This window comes from Phyllobacterium sp. SYP-B3895, from assembly GCF_009647635.1.
GTDB classification, from domain to species: domain Bacteria; phylum Pseudomonadota; class Alphaproteobacteria; order Rhizobiales; family Rhizobiaceae; genus Phyllobacterium; species Phyllobacterium pellucidum.
Genome location: NZ_WJIG01000004.1, coordinates 235,857 through 257,097 on the forward strand (window position 1 = coordinate 235,857; position 21,241 = coordinate 257,097).

The following is a 21,241-nucleotide window of genomic DNA, read 5'->3' on the forward strand; positions in this document are numbered from 1 at the left end:
GACCATGCCAGTTGCGCCACTCAACCTGCTCATAACGCGTCTCTCGCCCCCGCCAATTCCAGCCGTGCAGTCCTGGGGCAAGTCCTATGGCGGCGCCCTTGGGCCGCTGATCGACCTCTCACAGGCTGTTCCCGGCTATCCGCCGCACCCCGCCATGCTGCAATGGCTCGGCGAGGCAGCGGCATCCCTTGCTTATACCAATTACGGCGCGATCGAAGGCGAGCCTGCGCTCCGTGACGCTTACGCCGCCCATGTAGCCGAGCTTTATGGCGCCAGAATTGGGGCCGAGAATATTCATATCACCTCCGGCTGCAATCAGGCCTTCATGTGCGCTGCCATGGCGGTGGCTGCGGCGGGCGACACCATTTTGGTGAGCAACCCCTATTACTTCAATCACGAGACGACGCTGGCGATGCTCGGCATCAAAACGGAACTTGTCGCGTGCCATGCGAGCGAAGGCTTCGTGCCGACGGTCGAAGCCCTCATCGACGCAATCGTACCCGGGGTCCGCGCACTCGCGCTGGTGACCCCAAACAACCCGACCGGCGCGATCTATCCGCCCGACCGGCTAAAATCCCTCTTCGAGGCGTGCAAGCGCAACGGCATCTGGCTCATCCTCGACGAAACCTACCGCGACTTTCTTCCGGAACACTATGGCGCACCGCATGGGCTCCTTCGCGAAGAGCATTGGCCGGACCACCTGATCCAGCTCTACAGTTTTTCAAAATCGTTCTGCATCCCTGGCCACCGCCTTGGCGCCGTTACGGCAAGCCCGCGCGTCGTCGAGGAAATCGCCAAGATCATGGACAATCTGCAAATCTGCGCGCCGCGGGCCGCCCAGGGTGCGGTCGCACAGGCGTTGCCGGCACTTGCGGAATGGCGGGCCGGCAATCGCCACGAAATCGAAATGCGCTCGCAGGCCTTGCGCGATGTCATGGCCGGGCTAAACGAGTGGAAGCTTGAGGCGATCGGCGCCTACTTTGCCTTCGTGCGCCATCCATTCCAAGGCAGATCATCGACCGAAGTCGCCGAGCACCTCGCAAAGCGGGCCGGCATCCTTGCTATTCCAGGACAGTATTTCGGCGAAGGGCAGGATCAGTTCCTGCGCTTCGCCTTTGCCAATGCCAATGCGGCGACGATCGGCCAGTTGCACGGCAGAATGCATGGTTTCAGCATCTGACGCACCTGCAAACCATCGTTGATGCCTAGTAACCCTTGGCCGCTCCGGAAGCAGCGCGGCTATCCATGGCGCCGTTATACCGCGCTCCGCCGCCTTCTTCGATTTGCGAAAGACTGGCGCCGCCGACGAGGATACCGGCGGCCTCGCCCCAGATGGTCCAGTCCTTGTCGATATTGACATCGTGACCCATCTCCACCAGCAACTTGCGCGTATCCGACGAGAGGGCATAAGGCTCCATGTAGACGCGATCCGGCAGCCATTGGTGGTGGATGCGCGGGGCGTCGATCGCCTCCTGAATGTTCATGCCGTGGTCGATGACGTTGACAATTGCCTCAAGCGTGATCGTGATGATGCGGGCGCCCCCTGGACTGCCGATCACCATGAATGGCTTGCCGTCCTTCGAGACGATGGTCGGGCTCATCGAGGAAAGCGGCGTCTTCTTCGGTTCGATTGCATTGGCTTCGCCTTGTACGAGCCCGTAAAGGTTGGGCGAACCCGGCTTCGAGGTAAAATCATCCATCTCGTTGTTGAGCAGAACACCCGTACCCGGCGCCATCACCCCGGCACCGAACGAGCCGTTCAGCGTGTAGGTGACGGCAACAGCATTGCCTTCGTCATCGACGATGGAGTAGTGCGTGGTTTCCTTGCTTTCGCCGAAGCCTTTCGGCATCAACTTCTGCGAGACACCGGCCTTGAACGGGCTGATCTTGTCGCGGATTTCCTTGGCATATTTCTTGTCCAGCAGTTTGCTGACAGGGTTGTCGACAAAGTCGGGATCGCCAAGTGTCGTATTGCGGTCGACATAGGCATAGCGCATGGCCTCGACCATGGTATGCACGGTTTCTGCCGAACCATAGCCGAGATAGCCGAGCGGATATCCTTCGAGAATATTGAGTATCTCGCAGATGATCACCCCGCCCGAGCTTGGCGGAGGCGAGGATACGATGTCATAGCCGCGATAGTTGCATTTGACCGGCTCGAGTTCGCGCACGCTGTACTGCTCGAAATCGGCTTTCGCCAGAACACCGCCACCCGCCTCGCTCGCTTTGACGATGGCATCGGCGGTTGCTCCCTTGTAGAACGCGTCAGGGCCCTTTTCGGAAATGGCGGAGAGTGTCGCGGCGAGATCAGACTGGACCAGTGTTTCACCGATGGAATAGGTTTTTCCGTCCGGCTTCAGGAAGACAGCGGCCGCCGTCTTGTCCTTGGCAAGGGTCTCGGCACCGTCCTGCAGCGACGCGACGTCGCCCTGATCGAGTTCGAAGCCGTCACGAGCAAAGCGGATCGCGGGACCGATCAGCTCTTCGCGCGGCTTGGTGCCGTATTTGGCACGGGCCGTTTCGAAGCCCATCACCGACCCCGGCACGCCGATGGCGAGATAGCCATCGGTGCTTGCCCCTTTCACAATATTCCCCTTGTCATCGAGATACATCGTGCGCTTCGCAGCGAGTGGTGCGCGTTCGCGAAAATCGAGGAATGCCGTCTTGCCGTCCTTCATACGGATGGTCATGAAGCCACCACCGCCAATATTGCCTGCGGTCGGATACACCACCGCCAGCGCATAGCCGACAGCGACCGCCGCATCGACGGCATTGCCGCCGTTCTTCAGCACTTCCACTCCGACGTCGGAAGCGAGATGTTGTGCTGTTACGACCATGCCGTGCTCGGCCTTCACGGGCTCGGGCGAAGCGGCCCAGGCGCCTGTCGTCCCCGCAGTTGCCAGTACCCCGCTGAGCGTGAGAGCGCTCGCCATCGTTAAGCGATAGTCCATGATCATTCCTCCCAAAGATCGTGACAAGAGGAGAGATAATGGAGGCAGCCCGAGCGGCGTGTCCAGCAAAAGTATAGTACTTCCTGCTTATGCGTCCTGATCGAGTTCGGCATAGTGGCGAAATATGCCGGATTCATTAAAATCGAGGCGGCGGTCCGATTCAAGATATCGGCTGATGTTGGGGAGCTTCTGTACCATGTCGTGCACGGTGGCAACGGCAGGGTAGTCTTTGGCAAGCTTTCGCGTCGCGCGCGGGAAAGCGTAACGCAGGCCCTCGAAAACCTGGAACAGCGCAAGGTCGACATAAGTGAGACTGCCGCCCACCGCGTGCCCGCTTCCGGCTGGATTCTGCTTCAGCACGCGTTCGAAATAGCCGAGGAACTTGGGTATGCGATGCTCGATGAAATCAGCGGAGCGATGCTTGGCCGCCTCCTTCTGGTCCTCGTAATACGCGTTGGTCGAGAGCGGATGGTGCGTGTCATGCACCTCGGCGACGAAATCTGTGATGGTAAGTTGCAGCCCGTTTACCACAAAGCGCAACGATTCATCTTGCGGCGCAAGACCGAGCTTTGGCCCGAGATAGAGAAGGATGTTGGCAACGTGCGAGACAATCAAGTCACCGTCTTTTAGGAATGGCGGCGCGAAAGGGATATGCGGCTCGGTCCGGCTTTTGAGAAATCGCATCATGGCCGCCATGCCATCAGACTGGCGCGCCACATCGATGTAGTCAGCGGCGGCTTCCTCGAGAGCGAGACGAATGAACTCGCCGCGTCCCTGCAGACCATCCCAATAATAAAGCTCATACGCCATGATCACCTCCTGCCTCCGCTATCGTTCCAAGTCGCAAGCCAAGCATGCGATTATGGCAGCAATTCCTTTGAGCCTTGCGAGAATGCAATTGACTTCACCGATCGGCGAGCAAAAGCTTTTACCGCCAGCATTGTCGTGAAACGGTCAAGCAGCGGCCCTATCATCGCAAGTACCCTACAACCGCGAGAACTGAAAATGAGCCTCCCCATAATTTCATCCGTCGGCTTCTGCACTTATACGAGCGAGGGGGGCGATTTCAGCACGCTTGAAGGGTCGATCCGTACAATCGCCGACCTCGGCGCCACCGCTGCCGAGCTCTCGCTTTACGGTGAGGAGATCATCGCCGGCGGCCGTATTATCCCAAGCCGCGCCGAGCGCCTGGTGCAAATTACCAAGCAGTTCGATCTGCATTACAGCGTCCACGGCCAGATCGTATCCAACTTCATGGACAGAGAGCACCTCGCGGAGCAGAAAGCAGTTGTCCGCGCCATGCTTGAACTATGCAACCGCATCGAGGCGGGCGTGCTGGTTCAACATTCCGGCCAGGCGAAGATGCAAGCGGCCACCCGCAACCGTGCGCTCGATGCGATGGAGCGCGACGCGCTCGCCGAGATGGCGGAAGTGGCCGGCCACTATGGCGTGCGCATCGCGCTCGAAAACATCTTCGCTCTGAGCGACAACGAATATCGCCAGACGCCTTCGCAAGTTGGAGAAACGGTCAGGTCCGTTGACAGCCCGCATGTCTGTGCGCTTATCGATTTCAGCCACGCCTACATCGAATGCACGCGCCTCGGCCTCGACTGGCGCGCGGAGATCAAGGCCATGGCGCCCGTCACCGGCCACCTGCACGTCCATGACAGCTTTGGCCGCCCCTACACCATGACGAAGTTTTATCACCCGGCGGAAGCGACTGCACTCGGCATCGGCGATCTGCATCTGCCGGTCGGCTGGGGCGACATTCCGTGGGAGGAAATCTTTGCAGAACTAACCTTCCTGCCCGATACGATGCTCATCCTCGAAATCACTGAAGACAGGTTCAAGGCTGAACAGGCGGAGAGTCTTGCGCTCGCCAACAAGCTTGCCGCCCTTGTCAATGATCGGCGACTTGCCGCCTGATGTCTCAACGTATGGTGAAGGGCTCGAAAGCGGCATAGGCCGCGTCAGGCACCTTGACCGACAGGAGCTCGATATTTCGCGTAAGGCTTGAGGGCTTCGCCGTTCCGATAAGGACGTTGGCGACAACGGGTTCGCGCAATGGAAATTGAATGGCCGCGGCAGCGAGCGGAATAGCGTTGGCTTCCGCAATATCCTGCATGGCGCGAACCCGCGTCAGCACGTCGTCGGATGCCGGGCCATAATCGAAATTCGCGCCCGGAACCGGACCGGTCGCCAATATGCCGGAGTTGAACACACCGCCGATCACCAACGAAATGTTCTGCTTGCGGCAGGCATCCAGAAGCCCGCGTTCGGCCGAGCGGTCGAGCAACGAATAGCGTCCCGCAAGCAAAATGCAATCGATTGGACTGCGCGCGATCACGTCAAGACAGACGTCGACCTCGTTGACCCCGAGGCCGTAAGCGGAAATGGCGCCTGATGCCTTGAGTTCTTCCAGCGCCCGCATGCCGCTATCGAGAAGCTGTCGCAAGTAGACGGCATTCTTCTCGGCCCCATGCGTATACGCGCCGATATCGTGAACGTAGAGAATGTCTATCCTGTTCAACCCGAGACGGGCATAGCTGAACTCGAACGAGCTCATGATCCCGTCATAGCTGTAGTCGTAATCGACCGTGAAGGGCAGGGGATTCACGTAGGAATAATCCGGCACCTGATCCTCTGGAACCGGACGAAGCAGGCGCCCAACCTTGGTCGAGAGGACGTAAGTTTCGCGCGGCTTGTCGCGCAGGAAATCGCCGGTCCGCCGCTCGGACAGGCCGAAACCATAGAATGGCGCGGTATCGAAATAACGCAGGCCCGCATCCCAGGCAGCCTGCAACGTTTCCATGGCAGCTTCACGGGTGCACTCGCGGTAGAGACCGCCGATCGCCGCGCCGCCAAATCCGAACTCGGTGACGGCGAGCGATGTATTGCCAATTTTGCGGATATCCAAGACGTCCTCCCGAACCATTGATTATCGTTACGCTATTTCTTGCGCAGAGCATCGGCAAGCGCCGCACCGAATGCGCCCTGCGGCGGCGCGGACTGCGGCTTTGGCGCAGGCGCGTTTGAGCGGGGTTTATACGATGGCGCGTCGCTGGGTCTTGGCCCGCGCTGCGCAGGCGCACCGCCATCCTTGCGCATCGTCAGTCCGATACGGCTGCGCTTGACGTCGACATCGACCACCCGGACCTTGACGACATCACCGGCCTTGACCACCTTGTGCGCGTCCTTGACGAACCGATCTGCGAGCTGCGACAGGTGGACAAGGCCGTCCTGGTGCACGCCGATATCGACGAAGGCGCCGAAGGCCGCGACATTGGTAACGGTCCCCTCGAGCAGCATGCCGGGCTTCAGGTCCTTGATGTCATCGATGCCGTCGGCAAAGGATGCCGTCTTGAACTCCGGCCGCGGGTCGCGCCCCGGCTTTTCCAGTTCGGCAATGATATCGCGCACGGTCGGCAGACCAAAGCGGTCGTCGACGAAAACGCGCGGATCAAGCGCCCGCAGCGCAGCGCCGTCATTCATCAAGGCGCGCACATCACGGCCGCAGGCGCTGACGATTTTCTTGGCGACACCATAGGCTTCCGGATGCACGGCCGAGGCATCGAGCGGCTCGGTGCCATCGGGGATGCGCAGGAACCCGGCGCATTGCTCGAAGGCGCGCGGCCCGAGGCGAGCCACTTTCAGGAGATCACGCCGCGTTTTGAACGGTCCGACCTCGTTGCGATAGGCAATAATCGCTTCGGCAAGCGCGTTGCCGAGTCCGGAAATGCGAGCGAGCAACGACGCCGATGCCGTGTTGAGGTCGACGCCGACTGCATTGACCGCGTCTTCGACGACACCCTCGAGCGAACGCGCAAGACGATACTGGTCGACATCGTGCTGATACTGGCCAACGCCGATCGATTTCGGTTCGATCTTGACGAGTTCGGCCAGCGGATCCTGCAGGCGGCGAGCAATCGACACCGCGCCGCGCAGCGAAACATCGAGGTCGGGGAATTCGGCCGCTGCGGTCGCCGAGGCTGAATAGACGGACGCACCCGCCTCGCTGACGATGACCTTCATTGGCTTCGGCGACGGCATCGCTGCGAGCATGTCGGCCACGAGCCGCTCCGTTTCGCGGCTTCCTGTTCCGTTGCCGATGGCAACGAGTTCCACCTTGTGGCTGACGATCAATCGCGCAAGCTCGGCCTGGGTGCCGCGCACGTCGTTGCGTGGCGGGAAAGGATAGACAGTCGTCGTCTCGAGAAGTTTCCCGGTGCCATCAACGACCGCTACTTTCACGCCGGTGCGGATGCCGGGGTCGAGCCCCATTGTCGAGCGCGATCCTGCAGGTGCCGCGAGCAGAAGGTCCTTCAGGTTACGCGCAAATACGCGGATGGCCTCCTCTTCGGCCCGTTCGCGCATTGTTGTCATCAGGTCGATCGAGAGGTTGAGCGAGAAGCGGATTCGCCACGCCCAGCGCACCACGTCCATCAGCCAGGTATCGGCGGCGTCACCCTTGTCGGAGATCGCATAGGCATTTGCGATCATCCGTTCAACCGGCTTCACCGGAGCCGTATCCTCGGCGTCCACTTCGATCTCTAGCGACAGAACCTCTTCATTGCGGCCACGCAGCATGGCGAGCGCCCGGTGGCTAGGGACGGCCGACCAGCGCTCGAAGTGATTGAAATAGTCCGCGAATTTCGCGCCCGTGTCGGCTTTGCCGTCGACTACCTTGGCGCGCAATACCGCACGGTCCTGCATGTAGTTGCGCAGGCGGCCGACCAGATCGGCATTTTCTGAAAAAGTCTCGACCAATATGTCGCGCGCTCCCTCGAGCGCTGCCTTCACATCCGGCACATCGTCATTGATAAAGTTCGTTGCAAGTTGCTGCGGAACCGAGGCTCGATCGGAGAGGATCGCTTCCGCTAAGGGCCCGAGGCCACGCTCGCGAGCGATCTCGGCCCGTGTGCGCCGTTTTGGTTTGTAAGGCAGATAGATGTCCTCAAGCTCTGCCTTCGTCGCGGCTGCCGCGATCTTGCCTTCGAGTTCATCGTTGAGCTTGCCCTGGCTTCGGATCGACTCGATGATCGTATCGCGGCGGGCATCAAGTTCCCGCAGGTAGAGCAGACGCTCGTCGAGCGTACGCAATTGTGTGTCGTCGAGCCCGCCCGTTACCTCCTTGCGATAGCGCGCAATGAAGGGAACCGTAGCGCCGCCATCCAGCAACTCGATCGCCGCATTTGCCTGTTCGGGCCTCGCATTGATCTCGGCTGCGATGAGGCGGGCAATACGGGCGGTGTTGGCACTATTTGCGGTCACGGGGCATTTCCATCACTTATGATCGGGCGGCGACAATAGGACTGCCCGATCATGACCGCAATGCGCGAGACGCTTCGCGTCAGGGCTTTTTCAACAGCGATTTGGCATCCTTTATGCCGAGTGCCTCCGGCCGCGAGCAGCTTGTCCTGATGTCGATGAACTTCTTTTCTTCGCCGGAGCGAAGGATCGATACCATCACATCCACCCCGTGGAGCGCGCGTTCGAGCGAGCACCGGATGTCGCGGCCCTCGATGATCGCCGCTGCCATGTCAGCCAGGCCCGCGGTCCGGTAATTGGCCATCATGCCGGCCGCGTGCTTCTGGTTGGCGATGCCGAACGGATGCGACCATGCCTTCACGGGTTTGACCTTCTTGCCCGGCTTCGCCAGCTTGACCTCGCCGCCAAAGAAATTCGGATCGGGAAGGAAGATCGACCCATCAGTGCCGTACAGCTCCATGTTAGGGTGATGGTGCGCCCAGACGTCCCAGCTTGCAGACAGGGTGACGGTTGCACCGTTCGCGAATTCCAGCAGAGCCTGGATAGTCGTCGGTGTCGTCACGTCGATGACTTCACCCTTGCGGGGAAGGCTCGAAATCGTTCGTGTTGTTGAAGCCATCGAGGTGAGCGCTGCGACGCGCCTGACCGGTCCAATCAGGTTGACGAGATTGGCGATGTAATAGGGACCGAGATCGAGGATGGGACCACCGCCGGGTCGGAAGAAGAAATCAGGATTTGGATGCCAATGTTCCATGCCATGGCTGAGGACATGAGCCGTGCCTGAGGTAATAGTTCCAACCTCGCCATCATCGACCAGCTTGCGGGCCAACTGGTGCGCTCCACCGAGAAACGTATCGGGCGCGCAACCCGCCTTGAGCTTTTTCTTCTCCGCAAGCTTTTGAAGCTCAAGTCCGTCTTTCAGCGACAACGTCAGGGGCTTTTCCGAATAAAGGTGTTTGCCCGCGCTCAGGATTTGTTTGGATACGTCAAAATGCGCATCGGGAACCGTGAGATTGACAACGATGTCGACGTCGTCGCTGGCAAGCAGCGCGTCCATTGAGCGGGCCTCAATGCCATGTTCGCCGGCGCGATGCTGCGCGGCTACAGCATTGATATCGGCGATAGCCTGCACTTTGATGCCTTTGAAGAGTGGTGCGAGATTGAGATAGGTCGATGAAATATTGCCGGCGCCGATAATCCCGATACCAAGTGACCTGGCCATGATGCTGTTTTCCTCAGTACGACTTGACGGTGGCAATGGAACGGCGGGCAAACCTCTCGTCATCCGACGGATCGTCGTGCTCCATGATGAAATATTGCGCGGGCGTCTCGCGCAGGGTTCCCATCAATCCTTTCCAGTCGACAGTGCCGTGGCCGACATCGGCCCAGCCGTCCTCGTTCGCATTTTCGCCCGGCCCCGCAATATCCTTGACGTGAACCGCGACAATTCGGTCGCCGTGATCCTCGATCCACTGCACGGGATCGGCGCCCGCACGGATAATCCAGGCCATGTCGGCTTCCCATGCGATACTTGGCGCGGCCGCGAAGATGGCATCTTGCGGCAAGCTGCCGTCGGCGAGCGCCTTGAATTCAAAATCGTGGTTGTGCCAGCCGAAAACGTAGCCCGCTTTGCTGTAGGTTGCGTGGGCGCGTTCGAGCCGCTCGCCGAAAGCAAGCCAGCCTTCCCGGTCCGCGGGCCGCAGATCCGGCGCAAGGTGGGGGCAAAAAATCGCCTTCATGCCCAGCGTACCGGCAATGTCGAGCACCTTCTGCGGCTCGTTCTCCAGAAGGTCGATACTGAAGTGACCCGTTGGCATGGCAAGTCCGTTGGCGTCGAGGGCCGCTCGCGTTGCTTTCGGATCGGCATAGACTGCGCCGAAGCCTTCAACCTGCGCATAACCATGGCGTTTGAGCATGGAAAAGGTCTTTTCAAGCGGCGGGAAGTTGCGCGAGCTATAGAGCTGATAGGAAAAATCGGTCACTGCGGTTCTCCAGGATTCATGGGGGGACTAGATGCGGATTTCGCTTTCGGCGTCGAAGACGGAAGCGAGGTTGGGATTGAAGGTCAGGAACACCTTCTCTCCGGGTTGATAGCGGCGGCCCGAATCGACGCGGACCGAAATCGGCTTACCCGCGACCTTGAGCCAGACGAGACTATCGGCGCCCATCGGCTCGTCGAGATCGACGGTCGCGGGAGATGACCGCCCGGCCGGACCGGGTGCGTCGCCTATGGCGATATGCTCAGGCCGGAAGCCGAAGATGGCTGCGCGGCCAAAGGGCAGAGGCTGTTGCGCGGCGTAGGAAGCGAGGGAGATATCGAGACCATTGGCCTTGAAAACGGGACCAGCACAGTTGCCGCCAATCTCGCCTTTCAGGAAATTCATGGCTGGCGAACCGATGAAGCTCGCGACGAACAGGTTGCGCGGGCGGTTATAGATCGTCAGCGGGTCATCGAGCTGCTGGATCAGCCCGCCCTTCATCACCGCGATCCGGTCTGCCAGCGTCAGCGCCTCGATCTGGTCGTGCGTGACATAGATCATCGTATTGGCGAGCTTCTGGTGCAGTCGCTTGATCTCAACGCGCAGTTCCGAGCGAAGCTTGGCGTCGAGATTGGACAAGGGCTCGTCGAAGAGGAATACATCGACGTCGCGCACCAGGGCCCTCCCGATCGCAACACGCTGGCGCTGCCCGCCGGAAAGCTCAGCCGGCTTGCGATGCAGCAATGGACCGATCTGCAGGATCTCCGCGGCGGCGGCAATACGCTTTGCTATTTCCGCCTTCGGAAGTCCGGCGACCCTCAGCCCGAATGAGAGATTCTTTTCGACCGTCATCTGCGGATAGAGCGCATAGGACTGGAAGACCATCCCTATGCCACGATCCTTTGGCTCTTCCCAGGTTACGTTCTTGCCCTTGATGAAGATCTGCCCCTCGGAAATATCGAGAAGACCCGCAATGCAATTCAGCAGCGTGGACTTGCCGCACCCGGATGGTCCAAGCAGGACCAGGAACTCGCCATCGGCCACGTCGATATTGAGGTCCTTCAGGACACCGACCGAACCGAAATTGAGCGAGAGATCTTTGATCGAGACGCTGTGCAACTGGGTCATCCTTTGACGGCGCCAGCGGCAATGCCCCTGACGAAATACTTGCCTGAGAAGAAATAGACGAGGAGGGGGACGGCGCCGGTCAGAATGGTGGCCGCCATGTTGACGTTGTATTCCTTCACGCCCTGCGTCGAGTTGACGATGTTGTTGAGCTGCACCGTCATCGGAAAATTCTTGGTCCCGGCGAAGATCACCCCGAAAAGGAAGTCGTTCCAGATGCCGGTTACCTGCAGGATCACGGCAACAACGAAGATCGGCAACGACATGGGCAGCATGATCTGCAGAAATATCCGCCAGAAGCCGGCACCGTCGACACGCGCGGCCTTGAAGAGTTCAGGAGGCAGGGAAACGAAATAGTTGCGAAAGAGCAGCGTCAGGATCGGCATGCCGAATATCGTATGGATGACGATGACACCGGTGAGCGTGCCGAATATCCCAAGTTCGCGGGTGATGATGACCAGCGGATAGAGCATCACCTGATAGGGGATGAACGCGCCGAAGATCAACGCGGTGAAGAACAGCTCGGAGCCCTTGAAGCGCCAGTTCGACAATGCATAACCGTTCACGGAGGCGATAATGATCGAGAAGATCACGCTCGGTATCAAGATCTTCATCGAATTGAAGAAGCCAACCTTGATCCCCTCGCAGTAGAGCCCGGTGCAGGCGCTGTTCCACGCTGTTGCCCATGGCTGGAATGTCACTTCGACCGGCGGCGAGAAGATGTTGCCGAGGCGAATTTCCGGCATGCCCTTCAGCGAAGTCATGACCATGACGTAGAGCGGAATGAGGTAATAGACCGCTGCGACGATGAGGATCCCGTAGATCATGATCGAGGTGGGCGACACGATGCGACGAGGACGCCGTCCGCGCGGCCCTGCAGGATTGACGAGGCTCATTTGCCCACTCCCAGCGTCCGGTTTCTCGGCCGATACTCATAGAGCGCCCACGGAACGAGGATGATCAGTACCGTCGTCAGCATGATCGTCGAAGCGGCGAGGCCCTGTCCGAGGTTGCCGCGCGAAAACATGAAATCGTAAACGTATTTCGCCGGAACTTCCGAGGCGATGCCCGGACCGCCATTGGTCATGGCGACGACGAGGTCGTAAACTTTCACGATTGTGGCGGCGATGATCACGAGGGTCGTCGCAAAGACCGGACGCATCATCGGAATGATGATGAAGAGATAGGTCCTCCAGGTGGGAATGCCGTCGACACGTGCCGCCTTCCAGATCTCGTCATCAATGTTGCGAAGCCCGGCCAGCATCAGCGCCATGACAAGACCGGTGCCCTGCCATAGGCTGGCGATGACAATCGCGTAGATCGTAAAGCGCCCATCGGTCAGGATCGGGAAATTGAACGTCTCGAAGCCGAGGTCGCGCACGACTTTCTGCACGCCGTAGGCGGGCGTCAAGATCCATTGCCAGACAAGGCCGGTGACGATGAACGACAGGGCATGGGGATAAAGGAAGACCGTGCGGAACGTGTTTTCGAAGCGGATCTTCTGGTCCATCAGCGCGGCGAGGATAAAACCTAACACCAACGAAAAGCTGAGCGCGAGGACGCCGAATATGGCAAGGTTTCGCAGCGATACGATCCACCGCGAGGTGGTGAACAGTCGCCTGTACTGATCGATTCCGACGAAATCCAGTGTCGGCAGCGACCGCGATGAGGTGAACGAATAGACCACCGTCCAGAGTGTGCAGCCAATGAACACGACGAGCACCGTTGCGATCATCGGAACCGCAGCAATCTTCGCGTTCAAATTGCGCAAAGGGGCAAAGGGGCGGGTCGCGGCCATGAAGTGTCTCCAACCTTGCGATAGGCGCCGGCCTTGCGGCCGGTCGCCATCAGGGCGTCATGGTTCACTTTGCCTGGCTGATGATTTCGACGAAACGCGCCTGCGCGTCGTCGACCGACATATCCTTGTTGGCGAAGAATTCCGTATTCAAATCTTCGAGCTGGCCCTGCGCGTCGGAAGAAAGCGCCTGCTCGATCGAGGGAAGCACATTGTTAGCGTCAGCCAGGATCTTGATGCCCTTCTGCATGCAGGCGTTGGCTGCCTCCATGTCGATATCGCCGCGTATCGGCAAAGAACCCTTGGCAAGGTTGAAGGCCACCTGCGTCTCTTTCGAAACAAGCATGCTCGCCAGTTTCAGCTGGGCGCGCGTGACTTCGGGATTGGCATTCTTCGGGAAATAGAACGCATCGCCGCCCGTATCGAGTATCGGGTGGACGCCGAGGCCCGGCAGACAGTCATAGTCCGTTCCGGCGACTTTGCCGGCAACGCCGAATTCACCTTGTACCCAGTCGCCCATGATCTGCCCGCCGGCCTTGCCTGTCAGCACGAGTGAGGTTGCCTCGTTCCACTGCCGGCCGACATAGCCGGGATCGGCAAGATCGCGCGCATTGGCGAAAGCCTGCCAGACCGCCTTCATTTCAGGACTTGCCGCCGCGTCCTTATCCTTGTCGTCCATGATCTTGAGATAGAGGTCCCTGCCGCCGAGCGTGGCGAGCATCACGCGGAAGATACCGTCGACCTGCCACGCATCGCCGGTGGCAAGTGGGATGATGCCCTTTTCTTTGAGCTTCGGCGCCGCTGCCACGAACTCACTCCAATTGGTGGGAACCGGCGCACCCGCTTCCTTGAACGCGCCCGGGTTGATCCACATCCACTGCCACGAGTGAATGTTGACCGGCACGCAGTAGATCTTGCCTTCATACTTGCAGGAGTCGAGGAGCTTCGAAGGGCGGATGAAGTCGGCCCAGCCCTCCTTGGCTGCAAGCTCGGAAAGGTCGGTCATCAGTCCTGCCTTGACGAGATCTTCGGCGTCACGGCCGGTATTCAGCTGCGTCGCCCCCATGGGATTCCCGCCGAGAATGCGGCTGACGATGATTGGGCGAGCTGTGGTGCCGCTGCCGGCGATGGCGCCATCGACCCATTTGTCACCGCCAAGCTTGTCATAGGATTGCGCAAGGACTTTTGCCGCCGCCGCTTCGCCGCCGGATGTCCACCAATGGGTGACTTCGAGATCAACGGCTCGCGCCGAGCCTGCAGCAAAAAGCAAAGTCGAAGCCGCGAAAGCGGCCAGCATCGAGCGGTAACGCATCCTATCCTCCCAAATCTGAAACGTTACAGGTAGGCTAGTTCAAACTCCCGCACGATGCAATTCCCGAGCGATGATTTTTTATTGGGTTCCCGTTCACTCTGACCCAGATCGTAACTATAGCATTGATTTTTCTTATTTTTCCTTTCCGCAAAATCTTGGCTGATGGGTTGAGCTGCCAGGGTCGAGCGGAATAGAGAACTGATTTCCGCATCGAAAAAGTCGTCGCATGGCTCTGTACATTATGTTCAAATTTTGAAACGATACAGCCGATATCAACTTGAAGGTTGTGGCCAAGCGGCAATGAAGCCAAAGAAAAGCGCCCGATCCACTCCACAGGACGCCGGACCACCCGCAGATAGCGAGCGTCCGACGCTGAAGACCATTGCTTTCATGGCCGGCCTCGGCGTCACCACAGTATCGCGGGCGCTCAAGGATGCGCCCGAAATCGGGCAGGCAACGAAGAATCGCGTTCAGCTCATTGCCAAGCAGATCGGCTACCGCCCCAATCGCGCGGGGGTCCGGCTGCGAACTGGAAAAACCAATGTCATCAGTCTTGTTCTCAATGCGCAGTCGGAGATCATGGGGCTCACGTCAAACCTCGTCTACGGCATTACCGAAATATTGTCGGAGACGCCGTACCATTTGACGGTGACCCCCTACTCGGTCGAGAACGACCCGATGCAGCCGATCCGCTATATTGTCGAGACCGGTTCGGCGGACGGGATCATCATGTCTCGCACCGAGCCCAACGATGCGCGCGTTCGCTACCTGACTGAGCACGGCATTCCCTTCGCCACCCATGGGCGCACGGAAATGGGCATCGAACATCCGTTTCATGACTTCGACAATGAGACGTTCGCCTATATTGCGGTCAAAAGTCTGGTAGAGCGGGGGCGCCGCAGGATCGCCATGCTTGCCGGACCTTCGCCGTCGGTCACGTACTACAGGCACCTCGAGCGAGGGTTTGCCCGGGCCATCAGCGAAGGCGGCGTGAACTCATTGTCTTTTTCCGGCTTCGATGTCGATACATCGCTCGCCGGCATTCGCGACCGCATGGTTGAAATCATGACCGGACCGTCCCGTCCCGATGGGATCGTATGCTGCAGCGGCAGCGCGGCGATCGCCATCGTGGCCGGTATCGAGGCGGCAGGTTTGGAGATCGGCAAAGACGTTGACCTTGCCTCCAAGCAGTCGACGGACGTGCTGAAGTGGTTCCGCCCCCAGATCATCGTCTTCAATGAGGACGTACGCCAGGCCGGCCGGGAACTCGCAAGCGCCGTGCTTCGGCGTATTGCCGGCATCGATGCCAGCGAATTGCAGACGTTGAGCTATCCGGGCGAAGGCCACGACTGATCACCCGGGTCGGACTTCAAGCTTCTTCAAGGTAGAGCTCAAAGGTAATGCAAACGGGGTTTTCTCCGCGAAGGAGCTGCCCTTGCGTTATCCTTCCCATTGTATCGACCATGACGATCTCGAGCCTTGTGAGATTCGGCTGCGTCGAGACAAAGCCATCGATGACGAACACCTCGGTTGCAATGTCATCAACGGACGTTCCATCCGCATAGCGCGCGCCAATCAGGCTGCCGACACCGCCGCGCAATCGGGCATTGGAAAAACCACTCGCCCGGCACATCTCTTCGAGCGTCTCGATGATGTCGACGTTAGGCCGGACACGTGCCACTACGATGCGAGGCTCGTTAGCCCTTGGAACCTGTGCAGCCTTTATCGGATGAAACAGGGTGAACGCCGTCTCCGCATCGGGTTCCGATACCATACGCACCTGTTTCGTGCCCCAGGCGGTGGCGCGGATTGGCTTTGCCACGATCGTCTCGTTCGGTAGGACATGACCACATCGCTTCCCGCTATGGGCCTCGATCCATGTTGCATGGCAGTGAATGAAGGGATGACCGTCCCTTTCCCCAAAAGTCACATTGCCGCGTTCGAGTTGCGCCTCGCCTTCGGGTGAATTCGTTTCGCTATACCAGGCTGCATGGTGGCCATCTGTCGACAGCGCCGGCATCAGATAGTGGAGGGGCGCGAAACTTCCACCCTCAAGGACGATTGAAGCTGCCGTCAGCCCAGCCTCCGCGAGGGGGAGGGCGATGGCCTCATTGATACTGAGGCCCGACTTGAGGGTAAATTGCAGGTATTCCCCGGAGCCGATTAAACTTTCGAAGGGGGCCGTGGCCGCCGGGCCCGGCTGACGCAAACGTCGCTCAAACATGGCCCGCAAGCGCAATCAGGCGCTCCCGAGGAGGAGACAATTTCAGGAGAGCGAACCGGACGCAGATCATCGGTCCACATTATAGAGTGAACGCTCCGGCTCAAGTGAATATTTCCCTCGCAATTTGGGGCCACCCGGGATTCAATTTTGCCTTTCGCAAATTCCGCTGATAGGCTGATCCACAATATGGATCGCAGGTCACAATGATGGAACAGACGGTAGCACCGGCTCACAACGGCTCGCAGAGCGTCGATCGGGCCCTCGGCCTGCTCAGTCTCGTCAGCTATTTTGGTGACGAGGGTGGCGCCCTCAGCGAAATCGTCGAGCAAAGCGGACTTAACAAGCCGACCGTAAGGCGACTGCTCCTGGCCCTCATCCGCTCCGGGTTGCTGGAACAGGATGCGCGATCCCGTCGCTACTTTCTCGGGCAGGAGGCCTATGTACTCGGCACCCTGGCCACACGCCGGTACGGCCTTCTGCAGATCGCCCGCGATAGTCTCGGCGTCCTTTCGGGCAAGACGCAGGATACGAGCTTCCTGTCGATCCAGCGCGATCATCACGTGGTCTGCCTGCACCGGGAAGAGGGAACCTATCCAATCAGAACCCATGCGCTACAGGCCGGCTATCGCCACCCGCTTGGTGTCGGCGCGGGTTCACTCGCCATTCTTGCCGCGCTTGACGACGACGAGATCGAGGCCGCCCTTTCCGCCAACGAGCCAGAACTGCTCAAAGAGTTCCCCGAACTTGCTCCGCCGCAAATCCGCGCGGATATCGCGACTGCGCGGGAACGCGGCTTTTCCTTGAACCCGGGCCGCATACTGCCGAACTCCTGGGGCGTCGGCCTCGCCATACGTTATCCGGACGGGCGGCCGGCGGGAGCGCTCAGCATCGCCGCCATCGACAGCCGCATGCAGCCCGATAGGCAGGTCGAACTTGCCTCGCTCATGCGCAGTGAGGCACGAAAGATCGAAGCACGGCTTGCCCATCTGCAACCGGCTAATGATAGGCCACACGACTTGGCAACCAAAGGACGGTCGACACAGCCGCGGACCTAGATTATCGGGGGAAGAACCATGAAACGCATGTCGAATCGGGTGATGAATCTTTCGGGGTTTCTTGCTCAAACGGCGGCGCGATTTCCCGATGAAGTGGCACTGGTGTGGCGCGACCAAAACTGGACGTGGAGCGGGATACACCGCCGGGTCAATGCCATGGCGGCGGCGCTGCAGAGGGAGTACGGGGTAGGGAAGGGCGATCGCATCCTCGTCCAGTCGCAGAACTGCAACCAGATGCTCGAATCGATGTTCGCCTGCTTTCAGCTCGGTGCGGTATGGGTTCCAACCAACTTCCGCCAGACGCCCGACGAAGTGGCTTATCTTGCCGCGGCGAGCGGCGCGAAGGGCATGATCTGCGGTATTGGGTTTCCGGAGCATGTTTCCGCCTGCCGGGCTGCCAGCTCCGACCTTGCCTTCGCTATCGCCATCGGCAACGCTCCGTTCGGCGAGGATTATGACGCGATTATCGAACGCTTTGAGGGCGAGACGGTAGAGACGGCACCTGTCGATCATAACGACCCGTGCTGGTTCTTTTTTACCTCAGGAACAACCGGGCGGCCGAAGGCAGCCGTGCTTACGCATGGTCAGATGGCTTTCGTTGTAACCAACCACCTTTGCGACTTGATGCCGGCGACGACGCGCCTGGACGCGTCGCTTGTTGTCGCCCCGTTATCGCACGGCGCGGGCATCCACCTTTTGACTCAGGTCGCCCGCGGTTCGAAGACGGTGCTCCTTCCCGGTGAAAAGCTCGATGTTGCCGAGGCTTGGCGCCTTGTCGAAACCTGGCAGGTCAGCAACATGTTCACGGTGCCGACGATCCTCAAACTGCTTGCCGAGCACCCGTCGGTCGACGAGCGAGACCATTCGTCATTGCGCTATGTGATCTATGCCGGCGCACCGATGTATCGCACGGATCAGGTTCACGCGTTAAAAGCCTTGGGACCGGTCATCGTTCAATATTTTGGGCTTGGGGAAGTTACGGGCAATATCACCGTTCTTCCGGCCAGCGAACATCACATAGAAGAGACGGATGATACGCGTCCTGGCACTTGTGGCTATGCGCGCACGGGTATGCAGATCTCGATTCAGGACGACGCCGGCAACGAACTGGAGCCGGGGATGACCGGCGAGATCTGCGTGATCGGCCCGGCAGTCTTTGCCGGTTATTACGAAAATCCGGAAGCCAATGCGAAGGCCTTCCGCAACGGCTGGTTCCGCACCGGGGATCTCGGCCATATGGACACGGCCGGGTATCTCTTCATCACCGGGCGCGCGTCCGACATGTATATTTCGGGCGGTTCAAACATCTATCCACGCGAGATCGAGGAAAAGATCCTCAGCCATCCCGACATCAGCGAGGTTGCGGTGCTCGGCATACCAGATCCGATGTGGGGCGAGGTTGGTCTTGCCGTCTGCGTACCGCGTGACGGTGCCAGTCCGGACACTGATGCGATGATCGCCTGGATTGACGGCAAGATGGCGCGCTACAAGCATCCAAAGCGCTTTGTCTTCTGGCCAGAAATGCCGAAATCGGCCTATGGCAAGATAGCCAAGAAACTGATCCGTGAAGAATTGATCCGGCGCGGCGAGTTGGAACGCCCGACCGCTTAGCATTCATACGCCGTCAGTTTTCTTTCGGCCCGTCACGACGTGCATAATGATCTTGCTGACGATGGTTCCATCTTTAGCCTTGGAATGGACCTTCGTTTCGAAGTTTTTTCGCAGTTGTTCAAGCTCTTTAGCCGGTAGCAGGTTGAGTTGGTGCCAGGCGGGATGCGCGAGGGATTTCTCCCAGACGAACAACGCTTCCTCAGTCAACATTCTATGCTCCTGCATCAATTCCGGGCTGATCTCGGCCACCTCAAATCCGGAATTCTCCAGCAGCTCTTTGCATTTTTCGACGGTATTGGCGATCGTGGCGTAGGGCAGGTCAATTCCATGCGCTTCCGCGACTTCGGCAATGATGCTGTTAATGCCAAAGGGTTCGCCCGGTGCATCGAAAGTCACCATCCCGCCTGACTTCAGCCAGCGGTTCCATTGCCTGAGCGCCGCGTGTGGATCGGACAGAAGTACGAACGCCGAGGAACACAGGATCCTGTCGAACGCGTTATTATCAAACGTCGCCTCCTCGACATCGCCCTGAATGAACTGAATGTTGCTGAGATTATCCATCCCGGCCTTGAAATGCGCCTGCGTGAGCATTTCCGCCGATAGATCGATGGCGACAACGCCACCTTCATCCCCAACCATTTTCGCGGCCTGCAGCGCCAGCCGCCCGGTGCCCGTGCCGATGTCGAGCACGCAATGCCCCGGTTCGATATCGGCATGTCGAATGATCACAAAAGCGAGTTTCGGAAAAATCGCGTCCTGGTCGTAAGTCTCGCTCCGGCGATCAAAGTAGTCGGTCGTCAATCCCTTGAAATCATGATGATTCTCGGCTTCCTCACGCATGGGACGCCGCACGCCGATATCGAGTTCCAAACGAGGGGACTGCACTGCCGGGGGTGGCGTGGCAATGAGGGGCTGGTTTAAACGATTTTAGTCGAACGCCTGGCGCATTTGACAAGGTTCCGCCCACCTTTCTCTCCTGAAATATAACTTAATTTTGTAAATAGACTCTACATTTAACTCGAATTCGTCTTGAAATGTTCCATTGCCGCCATGTGGACCGCTGCAAGGGTTTTGCCCACCTAGACTGCGTTCAGCAAGCGCCACTATCGGGTGCAAGCTCTACCGTATACCCGGCAAAGGCCTTGAGCTTTGGCAAACAATCCTGCGAGCCGGTCGCCAAGATCACCACCCCATCGTAGTTCTCAATCATGAGCCGCAGGTAATCCACCTCGACATTTGCGTGGCGATCATGCGCGTCCTTCACTTCCGAGCGCTTGCCGAAGAGTGCGTCCGCCTCATCGAAGAGCAGCACACCGCCACTTCGCTCCGCCTCATCGAACAGCCGCTTGAGATTGCGCTCGGTTTCACCGATGTACTTGCTGACGACGCCCGAGAGATTGACGCGGAAGAGTTCCAGGCCCAGTCCTGCGGCAATGATGGCGGACGCACCGAGCCTGGATGCAATGTCACCGCCGGTGAGAAGAACTGGACGTGCGCCCGACGACCCGCGCAGTGCTTCCCGATTGAGCCCGCGCTCTGCCCGGATCCGATCCACCGTCTCGTTCACGCGTTGGGCGGGTCTTTCACCCTGCAAGACAAAGTTCGTTCTACCGGCAGCCGTGTCTATCCGCTCTATGAATTCTCGCCGCGTCTTCGCCATGGCAATAGTCGCTCCCTTCGGGGTTGGCACGATGCAAAGCAGTAATTTACCCTCGCATCGCCAAGGCCTACTTATGCCGTCTAAACAAGATCATGATCCGGTGTCAATATTTTCTTGTCATTTGCAGTAACGTTTTAAGTGAGATTTTATCTAATCTTAAAGTACTATATTTTTCAATCTATTTTGTTGAAACGCTGAGCTGTCCATCGGTTGTGCTTGCATCGCATCGGCCTTCAAGGGTAGGAACGTGGGCAATGAATA

At 59.0% G+C, this 21,241-nt stretch carries 18 protein-coding genes; 5 read left to right on the forward strand and 13 right to left on the reverse strand.

Translation table 11 applies throughout. From position 1 onward, the window contains the following. Positions 1–4 precede the first annotated feature (4 nt). Positions 5–1,180 (forward strand): aminotransferase, encoded by a 1,176-nt coding sequence (locus GF108_RS18830; protein WP_153669862.1) that lies wholly within the window; start codon positions 5–7, stop codon positions 1,178–1,180. A gap of 25 nt (positions 1,181–1,205) precedes the next feature. Here GF108_RS18830 and ggt read toward each other — a convergent pair whose 3' ends face one another. Together ggt and GF108_RS18840 are read right to left on the reverse strand one after the other, a co-directional pair. Further along, positions 1,206–2,933 carry a gamma-glutamyltransferase gene (ggt, locus tag GF108_RS18835; RefSeq protein ID WP_246664057.1) on the reverse strand — a complete coding sequence of 576 codons (1,728 nt, stop codon included), beginning with the start codon at positions 2,931–2,933 and terminating at the stop codon, positions 1,206–1,208. A gap of 105 nt (positions 2,934–3,038) precedes the next feature. Then, positions 3,039–3,761, reverse strand: coding sequence for a glutathione S-transferase (locus tag GF108_RS18840; RefSeq protein ID WP_153669865.1), 723 nt, complete (start codon positions 3,759–3,761; stop codon positions 3,039–3,041). 195 nt (positions 3,762–3,956) lie between these two features. Between GF108_RS18840 and GF108_RS18845 the strand changes: the two genes are divergently transcribed. After that, positions 3,957–4,877: a sugar phosphate isomerase/epimerase gene (locus tag GF108_RS18845; RefSeq protein WP_153669866.1), complete on the forward strand. Its 921-nt coding sequence runs from the start codon at positions 3,957–3,959 to the stop codon at positions 4,875–4,877. Between the two features lie 4 nt (positions 4,878–4,881). On the opposite strand, the gene GF108_RS18850 is transcribed toward GF108_RS18845, so the two are convergent. From GF108_RS18850 to GF108_RS18885, 8 genes are all read right to left on the reverse strand, one after another. After that, positions 4,882–5,868 (reverse strand): aldo/keto reductase, encoded by a 987-nt coding sequence (locus GF108_RS18850; RefSeq protein WP_153669867.1) that lies wholly within the window; start codon positions 5,866–5,868, stop codon positions 4,882–4,884. Positions 5,869–5,900: 32 nt separating this feature from the next. After that, on the reverse strand, positions 5,901–8,222 hold the full coding sequence (locus GF108_RS18855) for a Tex family protein (RefSeq protein WP_370462229.1): 2,322 nt from the start codon (positions 8,220–8,222) through the stop codon (positions 5,901–5,903). A 79-nt stretch (positions 8,223–8,301) separates the two neighbouring features. Further along, positions 8,302–9,441, reverse strand: a complete 1,140-nt coding sequence (locus GF108_RS18860; RefSeq protein WP_153669868.1) for a Gfo/Idh/MocA family protein — start codon at positions 9,439–9,441, stop codon at positions 8,302–8,304. A 13-nt stretch (positions 9,442–9,454) separates the two neighbouring features. Continuing rightward, entirely contained in the window at positions 9,455–10,201 is a 747-nt protein-coding gene (locus tag GF108_RS18865; protein WP_370462230.1) for a sugar phosphate isomerase/epimerase family protein, read from the reverse strand. 27 nt (positions 10,202–10,228) lie between these two features. Continuing rightward, positions 10,229–11,326 (reverse strand): ABC transporter ATP-binding protein, encoded by a 1,098-nt coding sequence (locus tag GF108_RS18870; protein WP_153669869.1) that lies wholly within the window; start codon positions 11,324–11,326, stop codon positions 10,229–10,231. Next, positions 11,323–12,219, reverse strand: coding sequence for a carbohydrate ABC transporter permease (locus GF108_RS18875; protein ID WP_153669870.1), 897 nt, complete (start codon positions 12,217–12,219; stop codon positions 11,323–11,325). Before GF108_RS18875 ends, GF108_RS18870 begins: the two co-directional genes overlap by 4 nt. Beyond that, positions 12,216–13,121 carry a carbohydrate ABC transporter permease gene (locus GF108_RS18880; RefSeq protein WP_153669871.1) on the reverse strand — a complete coding sequence of 302 codons (906 nt, stop codon included), beginning with the start codon at positions 13,119–13,121 and terminating at the stop codon, positions 12,216–12,218. Before GF108_RS18880 ends, GF108_RS18875 begins: the two co-directional genes overlap by 4 nt. A 64-nt stretch (positions 13,122–13,185) precedes the next feature. Then, a complete protein-coding gene (locus tag GF108_RS18885; RefSeq protein ID WP_153669873.1) occupies positions 13,186–14,430 on the reverse strand; it encodes an ABC transporter substrate-binding protein in 1,245 nt (414 codons plus the stop codon). Between the two features lie 300 nt (positions 14,431–14,730). On the opposite strand from GF108_RS18885, the gene GF108_RS18890 reads away from it, so the two are divergent. Next, positions 14,731–15,783, forward strand: a complete 1,053-nt coding sequence (locus GF108_RS18890) for a LacI family transcriptional regulator (RefSeq protein ID WP_153669875.1) — start codon at positions 14,731–14,733, stop codon at positions 15,781–15,783. A 16-nt stretch (positions 15,784–15,799) separates the two neighbouring features. Here the strand turns inward: GF108_RS18890 and GF108_RS18895 are convergent, their stop codons facing one another. Continuing rightward, positions 15,800–16,654 carry a PCC domain-containing protein gene (locus tag GF108_RS18895; protein WP_153669876.1) on the reverse strand — a complete coding sequence of 285 codons (855 nt, stop codon included), beginning with the start codon at positions 16,652–16,654 and terminating at the stop codon, positions 15,800–15,802. 206 nt (positions 16,655–16,860) lie between these two features. Here GF108_RS18895 and GF108_RS18900 point away from each other — a divergent pair, with 206 nt between their 5' ends. Further along, on the forward strand, positions 16,861–17,709 hold the full coding sequence (locus tag GF108_RS18900; RefSeq protein WP_153670276.1) for an IclR family transcriptional regulator: 849 nt from the start codon (positions 16,861–16,863) through the stop codon (positions 17,707–17,709). 18 nt (positions 17,710–17,727) lie between these two features. Next, positions 17,728–19,320 (forward strand): acyl-CoA synthetase, encoded by a 1,593-nt coding sequence (locus tag GF108_RS18905; RefSeq protein ID WP_153669878.1) that lies wholly within the window; start codon positions 17,728–17,730, stop codon positions 19,318–19,320. A gap of 3 nt (positions 19,321–19,323) precedes the next feature. Here GF108_RS18905 and GF108_RS18910 read toward each other — a convergent pair whose 3' ends face one another. After that, positions 19,324–20,190 carry a class I SAM-dependent methyltransferase gene (locus GF108_RS18910; RefSeq protein WP_153669880.1) on the reverse strand — a complete coding sequence of 289 codons (867 nt, stop codon included), beginning with the start codon at positions 20,188–20,190 and terminating at the stop codon, positions 19,324–19,326. Between the two features lie 220 nt (positions 20,191–20,410). Further along, the gene (locus tag GF108_RS18915) at positions 20,411–20,980 is read right to left on the reverse strand and encodes an ATP-binding protein (RefSeq protein ID WP_153669882.1); all 570 of its coding nucleotides are present in this window, start codon (positions 20,978–20,980) and stop codon (positions 20,411–20,413) included. Positions 20,981–21,241: the final 261 nt, after the last annotated feature.

Coding starts and splice junctions, on each gene's coding strand:
- GF108_RS18830 (WP_153669862.1), top strand. CDS start 5: ATGCCAGTTGCGCCACTCAACCTGCTCATAACGCGTCTCTCGCCCCCG.
- ggt (WP_246664057.1), bottom strand. CDS start 2,933: ATGGCGAGCGCTCTCACGCTCAGCGGGGTACTGGCAACTGCGGGGACG.
- GF108_RS18840 (WP_153669865.1), bottom strand. CDS start 3,761: ATGGCGTATGAGCTTTATTATTGGGATGGTCTGCAGGGACGCGGCGAG.
- GF108_RS18845 (WP_153669866.1), top strand. CDS start 3,957: ATGAGCCTCCCCATAATTTCATCCGTCGGCTTCTGCACTTATACGAGC.
- GF108_RS18860 (WP_153669868.1), bottom strand. CDS start 9,441: ATGGCCAGGTCACTTGGTATCGGGATTATCGGCGCCGGCAATATTTCA.
- GF108_RS18870 (WP_153669869.1), bottom strand. CDS start 11,326: ATGACCCAGTTGCACAGCGTCTCGATCAAAGATCTCTCGCTCAATTTC.
- GF108_RS18875 (WP_153669870.1), bottom strand. CDS start 12,219: ATGAGCCTCGTCAATCCTGCAGGGCCGCGCGGACGGCGTCCTCGTCGC.
- GF108_RS18880 (WP_153669871.1), bottom strand. CDS start 13,121: ATGGCCGCGACCCGCCCCTTTGCCCCTTTGCGCAATTTGAACGCGAAG.
- GF108_RS18885 (WP_153669873.1), bottom strand. CDS start 14,430: ATGCGTTACCGCTCGATGCTGGCCGCTTTCGCGGCTTCGACTTTGCTT.
- GF108_RS18890 (WP_153669875.1), top strand. CDS start 14,731: ATGAAGCCAAAGAAAAGCGCCCGATCCACTCCACAGGACGCCGGACCA.
- GF108_RS18895 (WP_153669876.1), bottom strand. CDS start 16,654: ATGTTTGAGCGACGTTTGCGTCAGCCGGGCCCGGCGGCCACGGCCCCC.
- GF108_RS18900 (WP_153670276.1), top strand. CDS start 16,861: ATGGAACAGACGGTAGCACCGGCTCACAACGGCTCGCAGAGCGTCGAT.
- GF108_RS18905 (WP_153669878.1), top strand. CDS start 17,728: ATGAAACGCATGTCGAATCGGGTGATGAATCTTTCGGGGTTTCTTGCT.
- GF108_RS18915 (WP_153669882.1), bottom strand. CDS start 20,980: ATGGCGAAGACGCGGCGAGAATTCATAGAGCGGATAGACACGGCTGCC.